Origin of the sequence: Kumtagia ephedrae (assembly GCF_003012745.1) — a bacterium.
Lineage (GTDB): Bacteria > Pseudomonadota > Alphaproteobacteria > Rhizobiales > Rhizobiaceae > Kumtagia > Kumtagia ephedrae.
In genome coordinates this window covers 139,822-165,362 of sequence record NZ_PXYK01000002.1, presented here as the reverse complement: position 1 = coordinate 165,362, position 25,541 = coordinate 139,822, and the positions used below count along the sequence as shown (strand labels likewise).

22 protein-coding genes are annotated in these 25,541 nt (G+C 66.0%); 15 read left to right on the top strand and 7 right to left on the bottom strand.

From position 1 onward, the window contains the following. Positions 1–12: 12 nt before the first annotated feature. From C7I84_RS02520 to C7I84_RS02510, 3 genes are read left to right on the top strand one after another with little or no spacing between them, the layout of a single operon-like run. Positions 13–1,203 (top strand): alpha/beta fold hydrolase, encoded by a 1,191-nt coding sequence (locus C7I84_RS02520; protein WP_106770579.1) that lies wholly within the window; start codon positions 13–15, stop codon positions 1,201–1,203. Positions 1,204–1,217: 14 nt separating this feature from the next. After that, on the top strand, positions 1,218–3,029 hold the full coding sequence (locus C7I84_RS02515; protein ID WP_106770578.1) for an FAD-dependent monooxygenase: 1,812 nt from the start codon (positions 1,218–1,220) through the stop codon (positions 3,027–3,029). Positions 3,030–3,033: 4 nt separating this feature from the next. Next, positions 3,034–4,554: an AMP-binding protein gene (locus tag C7I84_RS02510; protein WP_106770577.1), complete on the top strand. Its 1,521-nt coding sequence runs from the start codon at positions 3,034–3,036 to the stop codon at positions 4,552–4,554. A gap of 218 nt (positions 4,555–4,772) precedes the next feature. Here C7I84_RS02510 and C7I84_RS02505 read toward each other — a convergent pair whose 3' ends face one another. Next, positions 4,773–7,163 carry a transketolase gene (locus tag C7I84_RS02505; protein ID WP_106770576.1) on the bottom strand — a complete coding sequence of 797 codons (2,391 nt, stop codon included), beginning with the start codon at positions 7,161–7,163 and terminating at the stop codon, positions 4,773–4,775. Positions 7,164–7,295: 132 nt separating this feature from the next. Here C7I84_RS02505 and C7I84_RS02500 point away from each other — a divergent pair, with 132 nt between their 5' ends. The 9 genes from C7I84_RS02500 to C7I84_RS02460 all read left to right on the top strand — a co-directional run bounded on the left by C7I84_RS02500 (position 7,296) and on the right by C7I84_RS02460 (position 16,766). Further along, positions 7,296–7,772 carry an Lrp/AsnC family transcriptional regulator gene (locus C7I84_RS02500; RefSeq protein ID WP_106770575.1) on the top strand — a complete coding sequence of 159 codons (477 nt, stop codon included), beginning with the start codon at positions 7,296–7,298 and terminating at the stop codon, positions 7,770–7,772. 416 nt (positions 7,773–8,188) lie between these two features. Then, positions 8,189–9,337 carry a C4-dicarboxylate TRAP transporter substrate-binding protein gene (locus C7I84_RS02495; RefSeq protein WP_106770574.1) on the top strand — a complete coding sequence of 383 codons (1,149 nt, stop codon included), beginning with the start codon at positions 8,189–8,191 and terminating at the stop codon, positions 9,335–9,337. A gap of 127 nt (positions 9,338–9,464) precedes the next feature. Beyond that, positions 9,465–10,016, top strand: a complete 552-nt coding sequence (locus C7I84_RS02490; protein WP_106770573.1) for a TRAP transporter small permease — start codon at positions 9,465–9,467, stop codon at positions 10,014–10,016. After that, positions 10,013–11,323, top strand: a complete 1,311-nt coding sequence (locus C7I84_RS02485; protein WP_106770572.1) for a TRAP transporter large permease — start codon at positions 10,013–10,015, stop codon at positions 11,321–11,323. The genes C7I84_RS02490 and C7I84_RS02485 overlap by 4 nt, the downstream gene beginning before the upstream one ends. Positions 11,324–11,389: 66 nt before the next feature. Then, positions 11,390–12,595, top strand: coding sequence for an acyl-CoA dehydrogenase family protein (locus tag C7I84_RS02480; RefSeq protein WP_106770571.1), 1,206 nt, complete (start codon positions 11,390–11,392; stop codon positions 12,593–12,595). Positions 12,596–12,636: 41 nt separating this feature from the next. After that, positions 12,637–13,092, top strand: coding sequence for a MaoC family dehydratase (locus tag C7I84_RS02475; protein ID WP_106770570.1), 456 nt, complete (start codon positions 12,637–12,639; stop codon positions 13,090–13,092). A gap of 54 nt (positions 13,093–13,146) precedes the next feature. Next, on the top strand, positions 13,147–14,745 hold the full coding sequence (locus C7I84_RS02470) for a long-chain-fatty-acid--CoA ligase (protein WP_106770569.1): 1,599 nt from the start codon (positions 13,147–13,149) through the stop codon (positions 14,743–14,745). 3 nt (positions 14,746–14,748) lie between these two features. Beyond that, on the top strand, positions 14,749–15,870 hold the full coding sequence (locus C7I84_RS02465) for an acyl-CoA dehydrogenase family protein (protein WP_106770568.1): 1,122 nt from the start codon (positions 14,749–14,751) through the stop codon (positions 15,868–15,870). Continuing rightward, complete coding sequence (locus C7I84_RS02460; RefSeq protein ID WP_106770567.1) at positions 15,867–16,766, top strand: crotonase/enoyl-CoA hydratase family protein; 900 nt, start codon at positions 15,867–15,869, stop codon at positions 16,764–16,766. Before C7I84_RS02465 ends, C7I84_RS02460 begins: the two co-directional genes overlap by 4 nt. A gap of 11 nt (positions 16,767–16,777) precedes the next feature. Here the strand turns inward: C7I84_RS02460 and C7I84_RS02455 are convergent, their stop codons facing one another. Genes C7I84_RS02455 through C7I84_RS02430 form a run of 6 tightly spaced genes read right to left on the bottom strand, consistent with a single transcriptional unit; the run spans position 16,778 to position 22,475 of the window. After that, positions 16,778–17,914: an acyl-CoA dehydrogenase family protein gene (locus C7I84_RS02455; protein WP_106770566.1), complete on the bottom strand. Its 1,137-nt coding sequence runs from the start codon at positions 17,912–17,914 to the stop codon at positions 16,778–16,780. An 11-nt stretch (positions 17,915–17,925) separates the two neighbouring features. Beyond that, positions 17,926–19,125 (bottom strand): acyl-CoA dehydrogenase family protein, encoded by a 1,200-nt coding sequence (locus C7I84_RS02450; protein WP_106770565.1) that lies wholly within the window; start codon positions 19,123–19,125, stop codon positions 17,926–17,928. Positions 19,126–19,151: 26 nt separating this feature from the next. After that, positions 19,152–20,072, bottom strand: a complete 921-nt coding sequence (locus C7I84_RS02445; RefSeq protein ID WP_106770564.1) for an SDR family NAD(P)-dependent oxidoreductase — start codon at positions 20,070–20,072, stop codon at positions 19,152–19,154. Positions 20,073–20,111: 39 nt separating this feature from the next. Continuing rightward, the gene (locus C7I84_RS02440) at positions 20,112–20,492 is read right to left on the bottom strand and encodes a Zn-ribbon domain-containing OB-fold protein (RefSeq protein ID WP_106770563.1); all 381 of its coding nucleotides are present in this window, start codon (positions 20,490–20,492) and stop codon (positions 20,112–20,114) included. Between the two features lie 2 nt (positions 20,493–20,494). Continuing rightward, complete coding sequence (locus C7I84_RS02435) at positions 20,495–21,664, bottom strand: thiolase domain-containing protein (RefSeq protein WP_207770951.1); 1,170 nt, start codon at positions 21,662–21,664, stop codon at positions 20,495–20,497. A 28-nt stretch (positions 21,665–21,692) separates the two neighbouring features. After that, the gene (locus C7I84_RS02430; protein WP_106770562.1) at positions 21,693–22,475 is read right to left on the bottom strand and encodes an enoyl-CoA hydratase/isomerase; all 783 of its coding nucleotides are present in this window, start codon (positions 22,473–22,475) and stop codon (positions 21,693–21,695) included. A gap of 157 nt (positions 22,476–22,632) precedes the next feature. Between C7I84_RS02430 and C7I84_RS02425 the strand changes: the two genes are divergently transcribed. From C7I84_RS02425 to C7I84_RS02415, 3 genes are read left to right on the top strand one after another with little or no spacing between them, the layout of a single operon-like run. After that, complete coding sequence (locus tag C7I84_RS02425; protein WP_207770950.1) at positions 22,633–24,165, top strand: AMP-binding protein; 1,533 nt, start codon at positions 22,633–22,635, stop codon at positions 24,163–24,165. A gap of 58 nt (positions 24,166–24,223) precedes the next feature. Continuing rightward, on the top strand, positions 24,224–25,198 hold the full coding sequence (locus C7I84_RS02420) for an NAD(P)H-dependent flavin oxidoreductase (RefSeq protein WP_106770712.1): 975 nt from the start codon (positions 24,224–24,226) through the stop codon (positions 25,196–25,198). Next, complete coding sequence (locus C7I84_RS02415; protein ID WP_133170048.1) at positions 25,189–25,512, top strand: hypothetical protein; 324 nt, start codon at positions 25,189–25,191, stop codon at positions 25,510–25,512. Before C7I84_RS02420 ends, C7I84_RS02415 begins: the two co-directional genes overlap by 10 nt. Positions 25,513–25,541: the final 29 nt, after the last annotated feature.

Genomic DNA, 25,541 nt, shown 5'->3' with positions numbered 1-25,541 from the left:
CGAGGAGAGCGCATGATATCCGCCGGGCGGGATCTGCTGGAAGTGGACTATCGCTGGGTTCACCTCCAATACGAGGAAAAGGCTGCTTTCGTCGAGACCTACGGCTTCGCTGGCAACCAGGGCGCGGTGAACCTGGAGGGCATCCTGATGGTGCCGAGAGGCCGACCGTCCTCGACGCTGATGATCTTCATGCATCCGACCTCGACCCTGCAGCTGCTGCCGGTGCCGCGCGCCGCGGTGCAGCATGGCGCGCATGTGCTGTGCGCGGCGAGCCGCTATGCCAAGAACGACGCGGCGCTGATCATGGAGAAGGTCCTGCTGGACCTCGGCGCCTATGTCCGGCATGCCAAGGAGGTCCTCGGCTACGAGAAGGTGGTCATCGTCGGGTGGAGCGGCGGGGGCTCGCTGGCGCTGTTCTATCAGTCGCAGGCGGAGAATCCGACGATCACCGAGACGCCTGCCGGCGATCCGGTGAACGTCAAGGGCGCGGGACTCATCCCCGCTGACGCGCTGATCTTCCAGGCCGCGCACATCTCGCGCGCCCAGCTGCTGGCGGACAGCATCGATCCGTCGGTGCGCACCGAGCACGATCCCGACGACCGCATCCGTGAGCTCGACATCTACGATCCCGCCAATCCAAACCAGCCAGCTTATTCCGCCGATTTCCTGGCGCATTACCGGGCGGCACAACTGGCGCGCATCGACCGGATCCGGGGCTGGGTGCTGGAGACGCTCGAGACGCTGCGCCGCCGCAACTCGGGCGAGATGGAGCGCGGCTTCGTCACTCACCGCACCTTCGCCGATCCGCGCTTCGTCGATCCGTCGGTCGATCCCAACGACCGGCGGCCGCGCTGGTCCTATCTCGGCAATCCGGAGACGGTGAACACCGGGCCGGTGGCGCTCGGCCGGTTTTCGACCCTGCGCTCATGGCTATCGCAATGGTCGATCCGGGATTCGCGCGCCGACGGCGTCGCCTGCGCGGCGCATATCCGCGTGCCGTTCCTCGCCATCGAGAACAGCGCCGACGACGCCGCGCCGCAGCCGCATACCGGTATGATCTACCGCGCGGCGGCGAGCGCCGACAAAACCTTCCGCGTCATCAAAGGTGCTACGCACTACTATGCCGGACAGCCAGCGCAACTCGCCGAGGCCATCGATCTGCAGCGCAACTGGCTGGCGGCGCGCGGACTTCTGGAATCGTAACCGGGGATATCATCATGAGAGAACGTCGCGTACCGGTGCTGATCGTGGGCGGCGGCGGATGCGGCCTGTCGTCGTCGATCGCCCTCTCCGAACTCGGCATCGAATCCCTGCTCGTCGAGCGCCACCCGTCGCCCGGGCGGCTGCCCAAGGCACGCTACCTCAACCAGCGCACCATGGAAGTGTTCCGCCAGCTCGGCATCGCCGACGCGGTCTACAGCCGCTCGATGCCGCTCAGATACATCTCCAGGATCCGCTGGTGCACCAGCCTCGCCGGCGACGGGCCGCTCGACCGCCGTACCTTCTATGCCATCGATTCCTTTGGCGGCGGGCCGCTCACCGCCTATGCGGCCGACAGCCCTTGTGAAAGCACGCTTTATCCGCAGGTCAGGCTGGAGCCGCTGCTGCGGACCGAAGCAGAGGTGCGCAACCCGACAGGCCTGCTTTACAATCATGAGCTGGTGACGCTGGAGCAGGACCGCGGCGTCGTGCGCGCCCAAATCCGCAACCGCGCCAGCGGCGACGAGCAGACGGTCGTCGCCGACTACGTCATTGCCGCGGATGGGGGCCGCACCATCGGCCCGATCGTCGGCAGCCGGCTCACCGGCGCGGCCAATCTTGCCGAGATGGTCACCGTCTATTTCCGCGCCGACCTGTCGCAATGGTGGGACGACGACCATGCGATGACGACGTGGTTCGTCAACCCGGAAGGCGGTTCCTGGAGCAGCGGCGTGCTCGGCAAGCTCGGACCGACGAAGTTCGACCGCCATTCGGAGGAGTGGATGTTCCATTTCAGCTTCCGGCCGGACGATCCGGCGCGCTTCGACGAAGCCTCGCTGCTGCCGCGCATGCGCGAGCTGCTGAAGCTGCCGGACCTGCAGCCGGACATCATCGGCATCGGCCACTGGACCGTCGAGGGCGTGCTGGCCGACCGCTACCGCTTCGGCCGCGTCTTCCTGGCGGGCGACGCAGCGCACCGGCATCCGCCGACCACGGGGCTCGGCCTCAACTCGGCGGTGCAGGACGCGCACAACCTCGCCTGGAAGCTCAGCGCCGTGCTGAAGGGGCAGGCTTGCGACGGTCTGCTCGACAGCTACGAGGTCGAGCGACGGCCGGTCGCTAACCGCAACGTCAAATGGGCGCTGCTCACCTTCCAGAACCATCAACTCACCGATGTCGGCATCGGCCTCGTCCGCGGCGATGGCGAGGCCAGCCGACGCAATTTCGCAGCCTTCTTCGCCGACGATGACGAAGGGCGCACCCGGCGCGCCCGGCTCCACCAGGTGATCGGGGTGCAGCGCATGGAATGGCAGGCGCACGACCTCGAGATCGGTTTCCGCTATGACCAGGGCGCGATGGTTGCCGACGGCACGTTCCCGCCGGAGCGCGACCCGATGGGCGGCCGCTATGTTCCGACCACGAGACCGGGACATCGCCTGCCGCATGCATGGCTGGAGCGTGACGGGAAGCGACTTTCCACGCTCGATCTCGCCGGCGCCGGCGAATTCGTGCTGATCACCGGTACCGACGGCGCAGGCTGGCGCGACGCGGCGATGGCGATTGCGGCGCGCAGCGGGGTGGCGCTGAAGGTGGTTTCGGTCGGCGACAGCGGCGACTGCGTCGACGCCGAGCGCGCTTGGCTGCGGTTGCGCGAGGTCAACGAGGACGGCGCCATCCTAGTGCGGCCGGACAACCATGTCGGCTGGCGATCGTTTTCGGCGCAGGCCGATCCGGTCGCGGTGCTGGACGATGCCTTGGGCAAGATCCTGTCGCGGCCGGCGGCCGACCGTAGCGCTGCGGCGCGGGCCGGCAGGCTGGCGGCGGCCTGAGCCGATGAACAGCTATTTCCTGCTCGACCAAGCGGCGAGACGCTTTCCCGACCACGGTGCCGTTTTCCGGGGAACGGGCCAGTTGCTGACATTCGCCGAGCTGCGCTCGCGGGCACTTAGGCTGGCGGCAGGACTGCGCGCCACGGGCCGGCCCGGCGACCGCGTTGCGCTGGTGAGCGAGAACTGCCCGGAATATGTCGAGCTGTTCTTCGGCACCTGGGCGGCGAACATGGCGGTGGCGCCGGTGAACGCCAAGCTGCATCCCAAGGAGATGGTGCAGATCCTGGAGGATTCCGGCGCCAGCATCGCCTTCGTGTCGGCGAAGATCGTCGACGCGCTGGCCGATGCGCTGAAGGGCTCGCCGGCCGAGGGCTGCCGGCTGGTGCGGATCGGCGGCGCCGACTACGCCGCAATGCTGGGGGAGGAGTGGCAGGGCCGCATCGAATCGGATCCCGCGGCGCTGGCCTGGCTGTTCTTCACCTCCGGTACGACCGGCCGATCCAAGGGCGCGATGCTGTCGCATCGCAACCTCAACGCCTGCAGCTTCGCGCATCTCGCCGACATGGAGGCGCTCGACGAGAACTGCACATTGCTGCACGCCGCGCCGATGTCGCACGGCTCCGGCCTCTACATCCCCGCCTACATCGCCCGCGCGGCGCGCCAGGTGGTGCCGGACAGCGGCGCCTTCGATCCGGCGGAGTTCCTGGCGCTTTGCGAAAGCCACCCCGGCGTCGGCGCCTTCTTGGCACCGACCATGGTGCAGCGGCTGCGGCTCGAAGCCGAGCGCAGCGGTGCTCGACCGCGCAACCTGCGCTCCATCGTCTATGGCGGTGGGCCGATGTATGTCGAGGAGCTGCGCAAGGCGCTCGCCGCCTTCGGCCAGGTGTTCATGCAGATCTACGGCCAGGGCGAAGCGCCGATGACCATCACCGGGCTGCGCCGCGCCGACCACGCCGCCGACGACTCCGACGTGCTGGGCTCCGCGGGTTATCCCCGCCTCGGCGTCGAGGTGGCGGTAGTCGGCGAGGACGGCGCTCCGCTGCCGGCCGGTGAGGTCGGCGAGATCGTCTGCCGCGGCGACGTCGTCATGTCGGGCTACTGGAACAACCCGAAGGCGACAGCGGAGGCCCTCAGGGGCGGCTGGCTGTTCACCGGCGACATGGGCTCGTTCGACGCAAGGGGTCTTCTGACGCTGCGCGACCGCTCCAAGGATGTGATCATCAGCGGCGGCTCCAACGTCTATCCGCGCGAGGTCGAGGAGGTCCTGCTGCGGCATGCCGACGTCGCCGAGGTCTGCGTCGTCGGTCAGCCCCATCCCGAATGGGGCGAGATCGTCGTGGCGGTGATCGTGCCGTGCGGGGGCAGGCAGCCGTCGCCGGACGAGCTCGATGCCTTCTGCAACGACAACATCGCCCGCTTCAAGCGGCCGAAGCGCTACCTGTTCGTCGACGCCCTGCCCAAGAGCAACTACGGCAAGGTGCTGAAGCGGGAATTGCGGCAACAACTCCAGTCACCGGGAGATTGAGGCTGGCGGCTGGCCGCACTCGGCCGGATTGCCTCTCAGGGCCGTCGAGCAGATCGACCGGCAGGGCAAGGCTGCGATGCATCACCGACGGCCCCACGCCCGCGGTTCTTGATCTTGACCACTCTCAGCCGTTTCGCTTCGCTCGGCACACTCCCCGCGGACGCGGCGAGCATCGCCGGATTCCGCATCGCCCCCGCCCAAATCGGGGACTTCGTCCGTCAGATTGCCTGCAGATGGCGGATCGGCCGTCCGGCCGTGACCGCCTGGGCAGCCGCCACGATGCCTTGAGTGTCGATGCCGTAGTGCCGGTAGAGGTCGGCGATGGTGCCGGTCTGGCCGAAATGCTCCACCCCGAGGGCGCGGGTGCGGTGGCCGTGGACGCCGCCGAGCCAGGACAGCGTCGCCGGATGGCCGTCGACCACCGTCACCAGTACGCAATTGCCAGGCACTGCCGCCAGCAGCCGCTCGACATGGCTGCGGGCGTGGACGAGGCCGCGCTCGCGGGCGCGCTGAGCGGCGGTCCATCCCGCTTGCAGCCGGTCGGCCGAGGTTACGGCGAGCAGCCCGACATCGCGGCGATCCTCCGCCATCAGCCCGACCGCCTCCACCGCCTCCGGCGCGACGGCACCCATATAGGCGATGACGACCTGCGCATTCGGCCCCGGCCTGCGCATCCAGTAGGCGCCGTTGATCATTTCGGCGGCCAGGTGGTCGTCGATGTCGCGCTTCGGCTGCTCAATCGAGCGCGTCGACAGGCGCAGATAGACGGCGCCGCCGAGCGCGTCGCGCAGCCAGTTGACCTCGTCGGGTTCCGCCGCCCCGTCGCGCTGGATGTAGTCGAAGGCGAAGCGCAGGATGACGGCGAGCTCGTCGGCGAAGGCCGGCTCGAAGCTCGCGAGGCCGTCCTGCGCCATGCCGATCAGCGGCGTCGCGATCGACTGGTGCGCGCCGCCTTCCGGCGCCAGCGTCACGCCGGATGGAGTGGCCGCGAGGATGAAGCGCGCATCCTGATAGCAGGCGTAGTTCAAGGCATCGAGGCCACGTTCGATGAAGGGATCGTAGAGGGTTCCGACCGGCAGCAGCCGCTCGCCGAAGATGGAATGCGACAGACCGAGCGCCGAGAGCATGATGAACAGGTTCATCTCGGCGATGCCGAGCTCCACGTGCTGGCCCTTCGGCGAGAATTGCCAGTTGAATGTCGAGGGTATGCGCTCGCGCCTGAACAGGTCGGCCATCTCCTCGCGCGCGAACAGTCCCCGCCGGTTGACCCAGGGACCGAGGTTCGTCGACACCGTCACATCCGGGGAGGTGGTAACGATCCGCCGCGGGAAGTCGTCGTCCAGCTTGGCGATCTCGTGCATGAGCAGGCCGAAACCCTGCTGCGTCGACATCGATGCCTGCGGGGTGAATTCCAGCCGCTGCGGCACTGCGATCGCAGGTGCGTCGTAACGGCGGCGGCCCTGGGCGGCGAACGGTATGTCAGCAAGGAAGGCTGCAATTTCTCCATCGTTCAGGCCGAGCCCTTCGAACGGCTCCCATTCCTGTCCTGCGCGCACGTTCATGCGCTCGCGAAGGCTGTCGACCTGGGCCGGGGTCATCAGGCCGGCGTGATTGTCCTTGTGGCCGGCCAGCGGCAGGCCGAAGCCCTTGATCGTGTAGGCGATGAAGCAGACCGGCCGGTCGTGCCGGCGCGCCGACTCGAAAGCCTCCAGCAGGGCCGGCAGATCGTGGCCGCCGAGGTTGGTCATCAGCCGTGCGAGTTCATCGTCCGACCGCTTCTCGATGAGTCGTGAAAGGGCGCCCTGGTCGCCCAGATCATCGAGCAGGCGCTTGCGCCAGGCGGCACCGCCCTGGAAGGTCAGCGCGGAGTAGAGCTGGTTGGGGCAGCTGTCGATCCAGTCGCGCAGCCGCTCGCCGGACGGCTCGGCGAAGGCCTCCTGCAGCAGCGAGCCGTATTTCAGGATGACGACGTCCCAGCCGAAATTGCGGAACATCTTCTCGAAGCGCTCCCACAGGCCTTCGCGCACGACGGCGTCGAGGCTCTGCCGGTTGTAGTCGACCACCCACCAGGTATTGCGCAGGCCGTGCTTCCAACCCTCGAGCAGCGCCTCGAAGATGTTGCCCTCGTCCATCTCGGCATCGCCGATGAGCGCCACCATGCGCCCTTCCGGGCGCTCATGGGCGATCTCCTTCGCGCGCAGATAGTCCTGAACTAGGGAGGAGAACAGGGTCTGCGCGACTCCCAGCCCGACCGAGCCGGTTGAGAAGTCGACATCGTCCACGTCCTTGGTGCGCGAGGGATAGGATTGGGCGCCCTTGTAGCCGCGGAAGGCCTCGAGCTTGTCGCGCGTCTGGTTGCCGAGCAGATACTGGATGGCGTGGAAGATCGGACTGGCATGCGGCTTGACCGCCACCCGGTCCTCCGGCCTCAGCACGGCGAAGTAGAGGGCCGTCATGATCGTGGCGAGCGAGGCCGAGGACGCCTGATGGCCGCCGACCTTCAGGCCGTCCTCGTTCGGGCGCAGGTGATTGGCGTTGTGGATCATCCAAGTCGACAGCCACAGCACCTTCCTTTCGAGTTCGGCGAGATAGGCAAGCCGCTTGTCCATGAGTCTCCCATTCCCCCTGCGTCATGATGAGAAATCATAGTGGCCGTCACGCGCTCCATGTGGCTATTCTTGATATAGAACAGCGCCAATGTTGGCTCTGTCAGCCAACATCGATGCTTGTGCAGGGTATCCATGCCAAAATCGGAAATCGACGAAATCGACCGGAAGCTGCTCGTCGCCTTGCAGGAGGATGCCCGGCTCACGACCGAGCAGCTCGGCAGCAGGGCCGGCCTGTCGGCGTCGCCCTGCGCCCGCCGCGTGCGGATGCTGGAGGCCGCCGGCGTCATCAAGGGCTATGTCGCAGTGGTCGACCAGGCGAAGGTGGGCCTGCCGATCAGCGTCTTCGCCTCGATCAAGCTGGAACGCCAGCGCGAGGAGGAACTCGACCGCTTCGCCGCGGCAGTCGCTCGCTGGCCCGAGATCGTCGACTGCTATCTGATGACGGGGCAGCGCGACTATCTGCTGCGCATCGTGGTGAAGGACCTGCCGGCCTACGAGACCTTCCTGAAGCAGAAGCTTACCCGGCTGGAAGGCGTCGCCTCGATCGAATCGAGTTTTGCGCTCGGCCAGGTCAAGCAGTCCACCGTCCTGCCGATGCTGGAGCCCTGATTGGTCGAATACCGGTCCGCGACAAGTCGAAGTCTGTAAATCCGGACATCGCTCGAACGCCGGTCGCCAGCGGGGGCGACAGATCGCCGACCCGGGGTCACTTTCCGAACCGCCTTTCGGCCGCCTCGGTTTGGGGCCTGGCCTTCGTTCCCGGGGGAACGACCGAGACCTTTTCGAGAACGGACCTGGGAGTATCGAAACGGTTATCGGTCGGGAAACCGGTTCGACCACTGTCCCTTGAGAATGGAACCTCCGGGTTCGTCTCAGCCGTGCCGCCCACGAAAACCCAATCGCCGGCCGGGTCCCCTGACGAAGGGACATTGGCCTGCAACCCTGCCAGTTCAGATTTTCCGCGAAAGTGCCGCTCGAAAAATGAAGCAAGCGACGGCTTGCAGGGCGCTTCCTGGGAGGGACACATGACATCGACGAATCTGCTCGGACGCATAACCACGACCGTTCTTCTTGGACTTGCGCTCGGCGCGAGCCAGGCGGCGGCAAAGGATCTGCGCTACGCAACGGGCTTCGCGCCCAATTCGACGGGTGCGAAGGCGCAGGAGGCATCGGCCGCCTACGCCAAGGAGATCTCCAAGGGCGATCTCGACATTCGCGTCTATCCGCAGTCGTTGCTCAGCTTCACCGAGATGTCGGGCGGCGTGCGCGACAACATCGCCGACATGGGCATGGTGCTGTTCCCGTACTTCCCGGCGGAGTTTCCGAACTCGACCATGGTGTCGGAAATGACCATGCTGTTCTCCCAGCATGATACGGGCGATCGCGGCGGCCTCGCGTGGACGGGCGCGCTGATCGAATACATCACGCTCAACTGCCCCGCCTGCATCGACGAGATGACGGCGCAGAACCAGGTGTTCACGTCCAGCTCGTCGACCGAATACATGATGATGTGCATGAAGAAGGTCGAAACGGCCGCCGACATGCGGGGCGTCCGCATCCGCGCGCCGGGCGCCCACTGGACCCGCTGGGCGAATTCGGTCGGCGCGACCTCGGTGTCGGTGCCGCAGAACGAGATCTTCGAGGGGCTTAGCCAGGGCATTCTCGACTGCTCGCTTTCCGGCGCGGCGGAACTGCTGGACCTCAGCCTCGTCGATGCCGTGAAGTACATCATCCGCGACGTGCCGGGAGGCGGCTTCGGCGGCACCGGCCTGATGAACGTCAATCTCGACGTCTGGACCAGCCTGACGCCCGAGCAGCGCACGGAGCTCCTGCGCGTCGGTGCGCATGGTTCCGCCTACGGCTCCTGGAACTACCGCGTCAACAACCTGGCCGCCCTGGAGGCCGCTGAGAAGAAGGGCATCGAGATCGTCGCGCCTGCGCAGGACTTCCTCAAGGCGACGCGTGACTTCACGAATGCCGACCTGAAGTCGATCGCCAAAACCTACGCCGAGAAATACGGCCTCAAGGACACCGACCAGGCAGTCCAGAAGATGTCCGAGCTGTTCGAGAAATGGGTCGGCCTCGTCGCCAGCATCGACAGTGCGGAAGCCTATCAGGAGCTGCTTTGGAACGAGGCGTATTCGAAGATCAACGTCGAGACCTACGGAATGTAGGCCGTTCCTTCCAGGACCGGGAGGGCGGCAGGGCTGCCCCCGGTCCACCCACGAACAATTCCACGGCGGGCAAACCGCCGGGCGCGGCGATGTCCGCGCTTCGTCGCGGCGAAATGCGGAGGAGCGCATGTCCGGTCTCGGTAGATTCATCTCGAGATTGATCGATCTGTTCACGAATCTCGGCGGCATATTCATCATCGTCATGATGATCCACATCACGGTGGACGTCATACTCCGCTATTTCTTCCATTCGGCGGTGGAGGGGACGATCGAGATCGTCTCCAACTACTACATGATCATCATCGGCTTCCTGTCGCTCTGCTTCACGGAGGAGAAGAACAGGAACATCTCCGTCGAGCTGGTGACGGACATGATGCCGAAATGGCTGCAGCGCCATCTCGAAGGCTTCTCCTACCTGTTCGCGCTGGTGATCTTCGGCTTTCTCGCCGTGCGCACCTTCATCGAGGCGGGCAAGAAGCAGGCCGTTGGCGCGTTCGTCACGCAAGGCACGTCCGACGTGATCATCTGGCCGGCCTACTACATCATTCCGCTGGGCTGCGTGCTCGTCCTGATCGTCGTCGCCTACAAGCTCGCCTGCTACGTCACGGGATCGGAATCCGGGCTGAACGAGAAGCTGGAAGACGCTGATCCTTCCGCCGAATACGGGGTTCCGCAATGACCGAGGTCCAGATCGGCTTCGCCGGCCTAGCCATCCTGCTCGTGCTGCTGGGGATCCGTATTCCCATCGGACTGGCGCTGATCGGCGTCTCGTATTGCGGCATCTGGGCGCTCGTCGGCTGGAACGTCGCGTGGGGCGCGATCGGTATCATTCCCTACCAGTTCTCGGCCAACTGGGTGCTGAGCTCCGTTCCAATGTTCCTGCTGCTCGGATTCGTGAGCTATCACGCCCAGCTTACCAAGGGCCTGTTCGACGCGGCGAAGGTCTGGCTCTCCGGCCTTCCCGGCGGGCTGGCCATTTCCGCCGTGCTCGGCTCGTCGGCCTTCGCGGCGGTGTGCGGGTCTTCCGTCGCATGCTCGGCGGCGATGGGGCGTATCGCCGTGCCGGAAATGATGCGGGCACGCTACCATCCCGAGCTCGCAACCGGGACGGTCGCGGTCGCCGGAACGATCGGCGCGCTCATTCCGCCGTCGATCCTGATGATCCTCTACGGCGTCATCGCGCGCCAGCCGGTCCCCCAACTCTTCCTCGGTGGCTTGGCGGTCGGCATCCTGTCGGCGATCGGCTACATCACCGTCATCTGGATTCGGGTGAAGCTCGATTCGGCTCTCGCTCCGCGCGTCGTCCGCCATGTTCCGCTCTCGGAGAAGATGACCGCGCTGGCGGATACCTGGCCGATCCTGCTGGTGATGATCGGCATCTTCGCCGGCCTGTTCGGCGGCGTCTTCACGGCGACGGAAGCCGGCGCCGTCGGGGCCTTTCTTGCCTGCGTCGTCGGGCTGGCCAAGCGCACGCTGACCTGGCGCCGGTTCAAGGCTGCCGCGATCGAATGCCTGCTGACTACCAGCGCGCTGATCATCATCGGCGTCGGCGCCAGCCTGTTCACACGGTTCCTGGCCATCTCGGGTGTTGGCGGCGTCATCTCGGACGCCGTGCTCGGCGTGAGCGACAACCAGATGATCATCATGCTGATGATCGTCGCCGTCTACCTCGTCCTCGGCTGCTTCCTCGAGCCGATCGGCGCGATGCTGCTGACGCTGCCGATCGTCCTGCCGATCGTCTCGGAAGGCGGCCACAGCCTGATCTGGTTCGGCGTGCTGCTGACCAAGCTGCTCGAGATCGGCATGATCACCCCGCCGATCGGCATGAACGTGTTCGTCATCAAGGGGGTGGTCGGCAATCTCGTCTCGCTTACGGCGATATTCCGAGGCGTGATGTGGTTCCTCGCCATGGACCTCTTCCTGGTTCTGATCATGGTCCTGTTCCCGCAGCTCACGCTCGCCGTGCCGCAGTACTTCCTGAACTGAGGTTTTCTCGAACGATCCGGCGCGTCCATCCGGCCGAAGCCGGCCGACGCTCCCATGGAGAAAGTGATGGATGGACGCCTTGCCCAATGGGATCGGGCCTTTCAGGCCGAGGTCCGTTCGTTCTTGGCGGAAAAGCTGACACCCGACATCCGCGCCCGGGCCGCCCGCCAGACGGGTGTGGCGGCGGAGCGCGAGCTGGGAATCTGGTGGCACAGGACGCTGTTCGAGCGCGGCTGGATCGCTCCCGCCTGGCCCGTCGAGCATGGCGGCACCGGATGGAACGCCATGCAGCGGCACATATTCGAGGAGGAGTGCGCCAGCGCGAATGCTCCGCAGCTCTTCCTCGGCGGGCTGCAACTATGCGGCCCGGTGATCATGCGGTTCGGTGCGCCGGAGCAGAAGGCGTTCTTCCTGCCGAAAATCCTGTCGGGAGAGCACTACTGGTGCCAGGGCTTTTCCGAGCCCGGCTCCGGGTCCGATCTTGCGTCGCTGACGACACGCGCCGTGCAGGACGGCGAGAACTATGTCGTCACCGGATCGAAGATCTGGACGACGCACGCGCACAACGCGAACTGGATCTTCATGCTGGTCCGCACCTCGACCGAGGGCCGGCAGCAGGCCGGCATCAGCTTCCTGCTCTCGCCCATGGACGCGCCGGGTATCGAGGTGCGCCCGATCATCTCGATGTCGGGCGAGCACGAGGTCAACCAGGTCTTCTTCGACGGCCTGCGCGTGCCCGTAGCCAACCGGGTCGGCGAGGAGAACCAGGGCTGGGCAATCGCCAAGTACCTGCTCGAATTCGAGCGCGGCGGCAGCTATGCCGCCGTCGCCCGAGCGCTTCTGCGCGACACGCTCATCGCGGCGCAGACATCGGATCCGGTCGACGGCACCCGACTTTGGGACGACCAGTCGTTCCGCCGCCGCTATGCCGAGATGGACATCGAGATCACTGCCCAGAGCTGGACCGAGAAACGGGTGATATCGAGCCTGTCCGCCGGCGAAAATGTCGGCGACATGATGGCTTCCATCCTCAAGGTCCGCGGCTCGGAGGTGCAGCAGGCCGCCGGCGAGCTGGCCATGCGCGCCCTTGGCGAACTCGCCATTCCCGACCAGCGCCGCGCTCTTTCGCCCGGAAGCGACGCGCCGCCGATCGGGCCGGACTTCGCGCTCCGGCACACGGCGCGCTTCCTCAACGACCGGGCGCGTTCGATCTACGGCGGCTCCAACGAGATCCAGCGCAACATCATTGCGCGGTCCGTCGCCGGCGGCTGAGCCGGCACGCGGATCGGAGCAATCCAGAGAAAGGACATGCCATGACACGGGTTTTCGAAAGTCCCGGTGAACTGAAGGCGGCCGTCGGCCAGGCAATCGGCCCCGGCGAGTGGCTGACCGTCACGCAGAAGATGATCGACGACTTCGCCGAGGCGACCGGCGACAAGCAGTGGATCCATGTCGATGTCGAGCGGGCCGGGAGGGAAGCCCCGGGCGGCAAGACCATCGCCCACGGCTATCTGACGCTCGCGTTGCTCGGCGTTCTCCAGCCGCCGCTCTATACGGTGAAGGCCCGGCGCATCCTCAACTACGGCATAGACAAATTGCGTTTCCTGAACGCCGTTCCCGCCGGGTCGCGCGTTCGTCTGGTCACGTCGATCAAGTCGGTCGAGGAGGCCTCCGGCGGCCTGCGGGCGACGGCCGAGCTCACCATCGAGATCGAGGGCGAGAAGCGTCCTGCGCTCGTGGCCGACATCATCTTTCTCTACTTCGCGTGAACCCGCGCGGCACGTGCGTGGCCGCCTGGGATCGCGCCTTCCTGGAGGACAAAAATGAGCATTGTGGACGACAGTCCGGAGGAAGCGGCGGCGCGGGCCGAGATCGCCAGCGTCGCCGACATCGTGCGCCGCCATGCGGCGCGGCGCGGCGCAAAGACCGCCCTCTACTACGAAGACCAGTTCCTCACCTACGCGGATTGGGACGAGCGCAGCAGCCGGGTGGCCAACGGCCTGATCGCCGCCGGGTGTAAACCCGGAACCCGTATCGCCTATCTCGGCAAGAACGATCCGCGTTACTTCGAAGTGCTGATGGGCTGCGCCAAGTCCAACACCGTGCTGACGGCCATCAGCTGGCGTCTGGCGCTTCCAGAAATCCATTACCTGCTCGAGAATTTCGATACCGAATTCCTCTTCATCGACATGGATTTCGCGGCAAAGCTCGAGGAAATCAGGGCGGCTCGGCCGGATTTTCGCGGTATCGTCGTGATCGGCGGCCATGTCGAAGGCGCGGAGAGCTTCGACGCCTGGCGCCACCGGCAGCCGGCCATCGACCCGAAGCTTCCCGTGTCGCCGGACGACGTCGTGCTGCAACTCCACACATCCGGCACGACCGGGCGTCCCAAGGGCGCCATGCTCACCAACGCCAACGTGCTGAATTCAGTCCGGCACACCGAAAGCGGTGAACTGGGCGAATGGAGCACAGAGGACATCGTCTTGACGCCGCTGCCGCTCTTCCACAGCGGCGGCACCTGCTGGGCGATGTACGCGCCCTATGTCGGCGCGGCGAACTACATCACCCGCGAGGCCGGCAGCCCTTTCATCCTCCAGGCGCTGGCCTCCGCGCCCATCACCAAGGCGGGCTTCGTGCCTGCCGTCATCCAGCAGATCATCAACGATCCCGCCTTCGACCGCAGCCATGCCAAATCCCTCCAGGTCGTCGGCTATGGCGGCTCGCCGATTACGGTCGATTTGCTGCGGCGGGCGGTCAGGGAACTGGGGTGCGGCTTCGTCCAGATGTTCGGCATGACCGAGACGACGACCATGGGGACGACGCTGCTTCCGCAGGACCACGATCTCGATCGTCCGGAACTGCTGGCCTCCTGCGGCCGGCCGCTGCACGACATGGAAATCCGCATCGTCGATGCTCAGGGCAACGACCTTCCCGCCGGCGAGAGCGGCGAGATTCTGCTGCGCGGTGGCGCCGTGATGCAGGGTTATTACGGCCGGCCCGAGGCGACGGCCGAGGCGCTGCGCGACGGCTGGTACCATTCGGGCGACGCCGGCTATTTCGATACCAATGGCTATCTCTATATCCGCGACCGCATCAAGGACATGATCATCTCGGGCGGCGAGAACATCTATCCCGCCGAGGTCGAGCAGGCGGTGGCGGAGCATCCGGCCGTGCTCGAGGTGGGCGTCGTCGGCGTTCCGTCGGAGAAATGGGGCGAGGAGGTGAAGGCCTTCGTCGCGCTACATCCCGGCCAGCAGGTTTCGGAAGCCGAGCTGATCGCGCATTGCCGATGTCGCATCGCCTCCTTCAAATGTCCCAAGTCCGTCGCGTTCGTCGATGCGCTGCCGCGCAATCCATCGGGCAAGATTCTGAAACGCGAGCTGCGCGCGCCCTACTGGGCGCAGCGCGAGCAGGCGATCTGAGCGATGGATCTGTCTTACACGCCCGAGCAGACGATGCTGCGGGACACGCTTTCCGGCTACCTCGCCGGACGACGCACGGACCTGACCACGGGACCACGGCGCGGCGATGCCGTCCTCTGGCGTGGCCTCGTCGACGACATCGCCCTGCAGTTCTCCCTCGTGTCCGAAGAGTTCGGCGGTTTTGGCGGCGGTCCGGTCGAGGTCATGCTGATCATGGAGGAGCTCGGCAGGGCGCTTGCCGCCGCGCCTTTCATGCACACCGTGCTGGCGACCACAGCGCTGGCGGCTGCCGGGAGCGAGCCGGCCGGCAACCTGCTGCGCGACATCGCGGGCGGCCGGGCGCTCGCGGTCCTTGCCCATTCCGAATACGCCACGCGCTTCCGCCTGGAGAATGCCGGCGCCAGCGCCACGCCCGACGGTTCGGTCCACCGCATCTCGGGCAGGAAATCCGTCGTCACCTCAGCGCCTCTGGCCACGCACTATCTGGTGACCGCCAGGATCGGATCCGGCATGCCGTCGCTCTTCCTCGCCGATACAGCGGCGACCGGAATAACGCGGGACGACTTCGACGCGATCGACGGCGAGGCTGCCTCCAACATCGCGCTCTGTGACGTCGAAGCATATCTGATCGGACGCGAAGGCGACGCCGTCGGGCTGCTGGAGCCGGCCATCGACGCCGCCATCGTCGCGCTCGGCGCGGAAGCGGTCGGCATCATGCGCGAAATGACAAGCCAGACGTCGGCATATCTGCGCGACCGCAGGCAGTTCGGGCAACCGCTCATCTCGTTCCAGGTGCTCCGGCACCGGCTGGCGGACATGGCGATCGCCATCGAGCAGGCCGTATCGATGGTCTACATGGCGACGCTTGCCCTCCAGGACGGCGATGCCCGCGAACGGGCGGCCGCAGCTTCGTCCATGAAGATCGCTGTCGACCGCCAGCTCCGCTTCGTGAGCCAGCAGGCGGTGCAACTCCACGGCGGCATGGGCATCACCGACGAACTGGCGATCGGGCGCTACTTCAAGCGGGCGCTGGTCATCGCCGCCAGCTTCGGCAGCGAGGACGACCACTTCCGCCGCTACGACGCGCTTGCCGTCCAAAATCGGACAGGAGCCGACCGGCCGTGAGCTTCCAAAACATTCTCTATTCGGTCGACGACGGGATCGCGACGATCACGCTGAACCGGCCCGACAAGCTTAACGCCGTCAGCGAAGCGATGATCGACGAGATCATCGCCGCGCTCGATTGCGCCGATGCCGACGACGATGTCCGGGTGGTGGTCGTCCGCGCGAACGGCAGGCTGTTCTGCGCGGGTGCCGACCTGTCGCAAGGGGCGGGCACGTTCGACTATGGCAGCCATGCGCCGGTCGGACCGAGCTCGCCCGTCCGCCCCGACGGCAGCATAGACTATTCGCATGAGAAGGTCCGCGACGGCGCTGGCCGTCTTACGCTCCGGCTCTATCGTAGCCTGAAGCCGGTCATCGGCGCCCTCCACGGCGCAGCGGTCGGCGTCGGCGTCACCATGACGCTCGCCATGGATGCCCGGTTCGCGGCCGATGATACCCGCTTCGGCCTGGTGTTCACGCGGCGGGGCATCGTGCCGGAAGCCGCCTCGACCTGGTTCCTGCAGCGCATCGTCGGCCTGGATCGCGCGCTGGACTGGTGCCTGACGGGGCGCATGGTCTCGGCCGGCGAGGCGCTGGAGGCCGGCCTGGTGCGTTCCCTCCACCCTGCCGCCGAGCTCCTTCCGGCCGCCTACGCCTACGCCCGCGAGATCGCGGACTACACCGCGCCGGTTTCCGTCGCGCTGACGCGGCAGATGCTCTGGCAAATGGCGGGCGCCCGGCATCCGATGGAAGCGCACCGGCTCGACAGCCGCGGCGTCTATGCCCGCGGCCGCTCGGACGATGCACGGGAGGGCGTCGCGAGCTTCCTGGAGAAGCGTCCGCCGGCCTTTACCGACCGCGTCTCCCGTGACATGCCGGACTATTTCCCCTGGTGGGAGGATCCCGACTATTCGTGAACCGGGTCGGCTCACGCCAGCTCGGATGGCAGGCTGGCGAAGCGCCTCTGGTGGAAATCGATATCGCCGAGCAGGGTCTCGACCATCAGCAGCCGCTTGAAATAGTGTCCGACCGCCAGCTCGTCCGTCATGCCGATGCCGCCATGCAGTTGCACCGCGGCGCGACCGACGAAGCGCGCGGAGCGCCCGACCTGTACCTTTGCGGCCGACGCGGCCCGGGCCCGTTCGAGCGGCTCTCCATCCGCGACGCTGGCGGCGTAGAGCGTCAGCGCGCGGGCGCATTCCAGCTGGACCCGCATGTCGACGACGCGGTGCTGGATGACCTGGAAGTCGCCGATCGGCTGGCCGAACTGCTGTCTTATCCTGACATAGGCCAGAGTTTGTTCACAAAGCGCGCTCATAGCGCCGACGCCTTCCGCGCAGAGATAGACGAGCGCGCGGTCGGTTGCGGCAGCCACCGCCGGATAAGCTGCCTCCGGATCGCCGAGCACCTCCTCGGCGACCGCCCCATCCAGCACGAGATCGGCGGCCTGCCGGTCGTCGACGGTCGTGTAGGAGCGCAGCGAGACGCCCTGGCTTTTGGGGTCGAGGATGAAGAGCCCGAGCCCCGCCTCCGCGGCGATATCGCCGGCGGTGCGTGCCAGCACCATGATCCTGTCGGCGCCCGGAGCGTCGAGAACCAGGATCTTGCGCCCGCTGAGCACATAGCCGGCTTCGGTGCGCGCCGCGCGCGTCCCGATCCTGCTGAGTTCGAAGCGTGACTCCGCCTCGGCATGGGCGAAAGCGATGCGCAGCCGGCCGCCGCCGATGGCTGGCAGCATCGCCGATTGCTGTGCCGCCGTGCCAGCCAATGCGATGAGGCCGGCCGACAGGACGATCGATGAAAGATAGGGCTCGACGACGAGATGCGATCCGAAGGCCTCGCCGACCCCGGCTTCCTCGATCGCGCCGAGACCCATACCGCCGGTGTCCTCGGGCATGGCGAGGCGCAGCCAGCCCATAGCGGCAAAGCTGTCCCAGTTCTCCAAGGAGTAGGGCGGCCGCCGCGCGGTGAGCCTGCGCCACTGCTCGAAGCCGTAGTTGCGCGCCAACCAGCCCGACAGACTTTCCCTGAGCATCGCCTGCTCGTCGCTGAGGCGAAAATCCATGACCCGTCTCCTCAGGCTCCGGCGTAGATCATCTTGGCGAGGATGTTCTGCTGCGTCTCGGTCGAGCCGCCATAGATGGTCGCGGCGCGCAGGAACAGGAACTCCTCCATCTTGCCCTGGGCGATGTCGGGCGCCGACGGAGAGTGGGTGCACCCACTCTCCAGACTCTCATAGGCGAGCCCGGCATAGCCCATCGCCTCGACGGACAGTTCCGTCACCGCCTGGATGATCTGCGATCCGCGCAGCTTCAGGATGCTGGCCGACAGCATGTTGTCGATGCCCTGGTCCATCTCCCAGGCGACGCGCAGCCCCATGCGTTCGAGCGCCAGGAGATCGATCTCGATCGCCGTCGTCTTGTCGCGAAAGATGGGATCGTCGGCGAGCGTGGCATCGCCCACGGCCGTCTCGCGCGCCATCTGGTGCAGGCGCTGCAGACGGCGCTTCGACCGCGCGATCTCGGCGATGGTGAAGCGCTCGTGGCCAAGCAGGAATTTTGCATAGGTCCAGCCCTTGCCCTCCTCGCCGATAAGGCTGGAGCGCGGCACCCGGACGTTCTCGAAGAAGGTTTCGTTGAGGCTGTGCCCGCGGTCGATCGAGATGATCGGACGCACCGTGATGCCGGGCGTATCCATAGGAAAGACCAGCATGGATATGCCCCTCTGGGGCTTCACCGCGGGATCGGTGCGCACCAGGCAGTAGATCATGTTGGAGTTGTGGGCGAGGCTGGTCCAGATCTTCTGGCCATTGATGATGTAGTCGTCGCCGTCGGCGACGGCGCGGGTCTTCAGCGAGGCGAGATCGGAGCCCGAGCCAGGCTCGGAGAACCCCTGGCACCAGTAGTCCTCGCCCGACAGGATGCGCGGGAGGTAGTGCGCCTTCTGCTCCTCGCTGCCGAAGGTGTAGATGACGGGGCCGACCATGTTCACGCCCTGCCCGGCCAGCAGGGGGAGGGGGACGTCGGCCATGCACAGCTCTTCGTCGAAGATATAGCGTTGCAGCGCCGTCCAGCCCGGGCCGCCATACCGCTTCGGCCAGGCGGGGGCGGCCCAGCCCTTTTCGTGAAGGATGCGCTGCCAGCGCAGCATATCCTCCGGGTGCAGGTGAAAGGACCGCCGCGTCTTTTCCGCTATGTCGACGGGCAGGTGCTCGCGGAAGAAGGCGCGGACCTCTTCGCGAAATGCCCTGTCTTCGGCGTTCAGGGAAAGATCCACGGCCTGTCCTCCGTATCGCCCGGTGTTCAGGCGGCCGGCTTTGCCAGCGTGTCGAGCCGCTCCTGCATCCTGCCCTCGGTACCCGGCGTCGTCGGGTCGGCGGTCGACAGGTCGTTGATCCGGTCGAAGGCTCGGTCGAAAAGCTCGACTGTTATCGGCTGCGAGGGATCGAACTGGACGCCCTTGGTCTCAAAGAAATGCAGGCGGCCGAAGCCGCCGGCTGCGGCGGTGATGATGGTGGCGGTCACGTCGCAGCGCTCGCTGGCGAGCCAGGCGACGGCCGGCGAGACGAAGGCCGGGTCGAGCTTCTTCATGAAACTCTCGTCGAGCCCGAGATTGTCGGTCATGCGCGTCAGCGCGCCGGGCGAGATGGCGTTGACGAGCACGTTGTTCTTGCGCCCCTCGATCGCCAGGCAGTTCATGAGGCCGAGCATGCCCGCCTTCGCCGAGCCGTAGTTCGACTGGCCGAAATTACCGCTGGTCCCCGCTACCGACGTGGTGAAGACGACGCGCCCGTATTTCTGCTCGCTCATCGGGCCCCAGGCGGCCTTGGTGCAGAAGACGGTGCCCCAGTAGTGGACCTGGAACACCTCGGCGAAATCCTTCAGGTCCGATTTGCCGAAGGATTTGTCGCGAAGGATGCCGGCATTGTTGATGAGGATGTCGATCTTGCCGAACGCGTCGACGGCGGTCTTGATGATTCTTTCGGCGCTCTCCTGCGTGGACACGCTCTCATAATTGGGGACCGCTGTGCCGCCCTCCACCTTGATTTCGGCCACGACCTTGTCGGCCGCCGCGGAATCGCTGCCGACGCCGGAGGTGCTCCCGCCAAGGTCGTTGACCACCACCTTTGCGCCCTGCCTGGCGAGCAGCAGCGCGTGCTGGCGCCCCAGTCCGGCGCCCGCCCCGGTGACGACCGCCACCCTTCCGTCAAGTCTCAACGTCATGTCTCGTAGCCTCCGGATTTCGCTTCGATGATTGTCGGCTCAGGCCTCGAGCGGCCGGAACATGGGCGTGGCTATTCCGTCCACGTCGCGGAAGGTGACCTGCACCTTCTGCTCGACCTCGATCGCGTCGAGATCGCAGTCGACGATGTTGGTCATCAGGCGCGGGCCCTCGTCGAGTTCGACGAAGGCGATGGCGTAGGGATCGCCGCGGCGCATGACGCTGAAGGAGTAGATGCGCCCCGTTCCCGCGCATTCGACCCAGGCGAGCCTGTCGCTCAGGCAATAAGGGCAGACGACGCGGGGATAGTGGAACGCATCGCCGCATTCCTCGCATCTCTGGATCAGCAGCTTTCCGCCGGTCGAGCGCCACTGCGGCGCGGCATCGCGTTCTGGCGTGATCGTTTCGACGGCCGCATCCATGATCAGACACTCTCCAGGATGAGCGTGGCGCTGCCGTGCCGCGTGGGCAGATAGCCGCCCGTTCCGTGCGCGAGCGCCAGATCGCAATTCTTCACCTGCACGGCGGGATGCGCCTCGCCGCGCAACTGGCGGACGGCTTCGATGACCTTCGTCATGCCGCCGCGATTGGCGGGGTGATTGCTGCAAAGACCGCCGCCATCCGTGTTGAAGGGCAATTTGCCGACGCCGGATATGAGATTGCCGTCCGCGACGAAGCGGCCGCCTTCGCCCTTCTCGCAGAAGCCGAGATCCTCGAGCGCGATCGCCACGGTGATTGTGAAGGAATCGTAGATCGAGACGTATTTGATGTCGGATGGCTTCACCCCCGCCTCGGTGAAGGCGGCGGGTCCTGACCACACGCCGCCCGAGAAGGTGATGTCGTTGCGGCCGCCATTGGGATGCTTGATCGCCTCGGCGGCTCCGCGCACCTTTATGAGCGGCCGCTTCAGGCTTCTGGCGATCTCCGGCGAGACCACGATCAGCGCACCGCCGCCATCGCTGATCACGCAGCAGTCGAGCCGGCGCAGCGGGTCGGAAACCATCGGAGAGTTGACGACGTCGTCGACCGTGACGACGTCGCGCAGCATGGCGTGCGGATTGTGCTGTGCATGGTGGGAGGCTGCCACCTTCACCCAGGCGAGCTGCTCGCTGGTGGTGCCGTACTGATACATGTGGCGCTTGGCCGACATGCCGTAGAGATTGGCGATCGTATGCCGGAACGGCAGTTCGTAAGGCACGTCCGGGCAGATAGGATCGTCGAAGAATGCGCCTTCTCCCTTGGGCCCCCGGGCCGTGCGCGGCATGCCGGCAAGCGTTATCAGCGCGACCGAGCATTTGCCGGTCGCGATCGCCTGCGCGGCATGTCCGACGGCGAGGATATAGGAGGAGCCGCCCGTGTCGGTGTTGTCGACATAACGGGGGCGCAGGCCGAGATACTCGGCCATGTTGAGGCCGCCCATGCCCGGCGCGTCGCTGGCGCAGAAGAAGCCGTCCACGTCCCGGCTGGTGAGGCCCGCGTCGGCCAGCGCTCCGGCCGCCATCTCGGCGTGGAGCTGCGGTATCGTCTTGCCGGTCGCCTTGCGTATTGGATGCTCGAAGGCGCCTGCGATGTATGCCTTGCCGTTGATCGTCAAGAACAGGTCTCCCCGGGAAAGCCGGCGATCATATCGCCCTGAAATCCGCCGCACGCTTCTCGCGGAACGCGGCGACGCCCTCGGCGAATTCGGCGCCGTTGCTCGCGACCTGCTGGAGGCGATCCTCCAACTCCAGCTGCTCCTCGAAGGAATTGCCGCTCGTCTCCCAGTAGAGCCGGCGGATCATGCCGAGCGCCGAGACAGGTCCGTCGGCAAGCTGCCGTGCCAGCGACAGCGCCTCCGGCATCAGCTGGGCATCGTCGAAGACGCGATTGACGAGACCCCATTCCAGTGCCTGTTCGGCGGTGATCCTGTTGCCGAGCAGTGACATCTCGCGTGCCCGCGCGGCTCCGACGAGGCGCGGCAGCAGCCAGCTTGATCCGCAATCGGGCACCAGCCCGATACGCCGGAAGGCTTGCAGGAAATAGGCCGAGCGCGCGCAGGCGATGATGTCGCCCATCATGGCGAGACTCATGCCCGCGCCGACGGCGGCGCCGTTCACCGCGGTGACGATCGGCAGCTCGCAGTCGCGCAGCAGTCTGAGCAGCGGATGGTAGACCCGTTGCAGCACCGACGCCGCGCCGTCGGACGCGACCGCGTCCTCCGACAGGTCGGCACCCGAGGAAAATCCGCGTCCGGCACCCGTGATGACGAGGCAGCGAACGCCGCTGCCCGGCCTGGTCAGCTCGAGGAAAGCCTCCTCGATGACCGCCACGACGCCGGGCGAGACCGCGTTCATCACCTCCGGGCGGTTGAGCGTAAGCACGCCGATCCCATCGTGGATCTCGCGGCCTACCCAATCCTTGCTCATGCATCTCCTCCTGTCGATCGCACCGAGTAAGCTGGCGGCCCGCGGCACCTCACATCCCCTCTCACAGGGACCGTCAGCCGGCTTTTTTCCTGCTCTCATGCGGCGAGCGGGAGAGGAGGTCGCGAAAACGGCCTATGCGACAGGGAGGGAGGACCATTTGCTCAAGGATGTGATCGTCATCGGCGACAGGATGGTCACGCGGGCCCAGCTGTTCGAGCAGGGTCTGCGCGCCGCCAGCGGCTTCCATTCGCTCGGGCTTGGCGAGAACGACGCCGTCGCGATACTCATGCGCAACGACTTCTCCTTCTTCGAGGCGAGCCGGGGAGCGTCCACGATCGGCGTCTATGCCGTCCCGCTGAACTGGCATAACAAGAGTGACGAGATCGCCTATGTGCTGGCCGACGCCAGGCCGCGCGTCCTCGTGGCCCATTCCGACGTTTTGCTCGGCGTGGACGACGCGATCCCCGAGACCATGGAGTTGTTCCTCGTGCCGACCGAAGGCAATTCGGCGGAGGAGTGCGAAGCGACCGTCAAGGCGCGGCAACTGTTTCCAGCGGCACGCATCTGGAAGGAATGGCTGCAGGAGTTCGATCCCTGGACGGAGGCCCCGAAGCCACCGCGCGGCGCCATCCTCTATACGTCCGGGACCACCGGCCGCCCCAAGGCCGTGCGCAAGCCGTGCATGACGCCGGAACAGATGGCGCAATTCACCAAGTTCCAGCGGCTGACCTTCGGCATCGGCCCCGGGACGCGGGCTCTGGTGCTCGGCCCGCTCTATCACGCAATGCCGGACGCGAGCGGAAGGGCGGCGGTCGCCGAGGCGGAAATCGCCGTTCTCCAGCCGAAATTCGATGCCGAGGCGGTGCTCAGGATCATCGACGAACACAGGATCACGCATGTCGCCCTCGTGCCGACGGCCTTCGTCCGCTTGCTGAAGCTGCCGCGAGAGGTGCGCCGCCGTTACGACCTGTCCTCGCTGAAATCCGTGACGCACACCGGAGGCCCGTGCCCACCCGAGGTCAAACGCGAGATGATCGACTGGTGGGGACCCGTCATCAACGAGGTCTACGGCGGTACCGAACAGGGTGTGACGTTCTTCTGTCGGTCGCCGGACTGGCTGCGCTATCCCGGCACGGTCGGCAGGCCGCTTGAGGGAACGCGGTTCGCCATACTCGGAGACGCAGGCGTTCCGCTGCCTTCAGGACAGATCGGCGAGATCTATGCGCGCAATCCCGCCTATGGCGACTTCACCTATGTCGGCCGCGATCAGCAGCGGCGCGAGGTGGAGTATGACGGGCTCATCACGCTTGGCGACGTCGGCTACGTCAACGAGGAAGGTTTTCTGTTCCTCTGCGACCGCAAGAACGACATGGTCATATCAGGTGGGGTGAACATCTATCCGGCGGAGATCGAGGCGGTTCTTCTGATGCATCCGGACGTCCGCGACTGCGCCGTCTACGGCGTGCCCGACGACGATCTCGGCGAAAGCCTGGTCGCGGCCGTCCAGTTGCGCGACTGCGCCGCCGGCGACGCCGAAGGTATCCGGGCCTACCTCAAGGAGCGGCTGACCAACTACAAGGTGCCGCGCAGGATCGAGTTCCATGGTTCGCTGCCGCGCGAGGACAGCGGAAAGCTCCTGAAGCGCAAGCTGCGCGATCCCCACTGGAAGGGCCGTCAGCGTGCGATCTGAACCGGAGAGGCTGCGCTTGACCTGCTGGACACCGCACGGCAAGCCGCTGGCGCTCCCGATGGTCTGTGCGCCGATGTTCATCGTGTCGGGGCCGGAATTGCTTCTGGCGCAGTGCAAGGCAGGTGTCGTCGGCTCCATGCCGGCGCTCAACGCGCGTACGCCGGAAGTCTTTGACGCGTATCTGTCCCGCATCGGCAGCGAGCTTGCCGCCTACGACGCTGACCATCCCGACAAGCCGTCCGCGCCCTATGCGATCAATCTCATCGTGCATGGCTCGAACAAGCTGCTCGACGAGCAGGTCAGACTCTGCGTGAGGCATGAGGTTCCCGTCGTCATCACCTCGCTCGGGGCGAAAACCGAGGTGAACGACGCGATCCGTTCCTATGGCGGCATCGTGCTGCACGACGTCGTCAATCTGGTCCACGCGCGCAAGGCCATCGAACGCGGCGCCGACGGTCTGATCGCGGTGGCGGCGGGCGCCGGCGGCCATGCGGGCGCGCTGTCGCCTTTCGCGCTCGTCCAGGAAATCCGCGAATGGTGGGACGGTCCCCTGCTTCTTTCGGGCGCGATCTCGACCGGCCACGCGCTGCTCGCCGCACAGGTGATGGGAGCCGACCTCGGCTACTGCGGCTCGTGCTTCATCCCGGCGACGGAAGCCAATGCCGACGCCGCCTACAAGCAGATGGTGGTAGACGGCTCGGCCGCCGACATCGTCTACACCGACAGGGTTTCCGGAACGCCGGCCAACTTCCTCAGGACGTCGCTGGAGCGGGCAGGTGTCAGGTTCGACGGGGCTCGGCCGCAAGCCGACTATGGCGACCTCCTCGACGGTTCCACGGCTTGGCGCGACATCTGGAGCGCCGGTCACGGCATCGGCGTGCTGCATGACCAACGAACCGTCGCCGAGATCGTCGCGACCTTCACCATGCAATACCGAGCCGGCCTCGACAGGACCCAGGGGCTGCATAGTGCCGGCGATCGAGAAGACTATGCGCCAGGCCATGCGGGAGGGAGAGAACGAGCTTGCGTTTGATCGAACTGCGTCAGGTGTTGTCCAGCAACAACGCCTTGCCCACGGAACTCGAATTGCGGCGGCTCTGCCGCCGCGCAACGATCGCGATTCCTGACGAGCAGAAGTCGGACGACCTCTACCGTGCTCTCTGTTCCGTCCTTCATGCTGCCGAACTCCTCGAGCGACAGGGCGCGCCCACATACTACCTGCGCAACGCGGCACTGCACGTCGTCAAGATCATCGAGGAGGAACGACGATATCCGGTCGTTCCGGCCGGTCGAAATCATCATCGCGATCACGGGCTGATGCGCTATCCTTCACAGTCGCCGAATTAAGGTCGGCTCGCCGCGCCTGGAGCATTTCC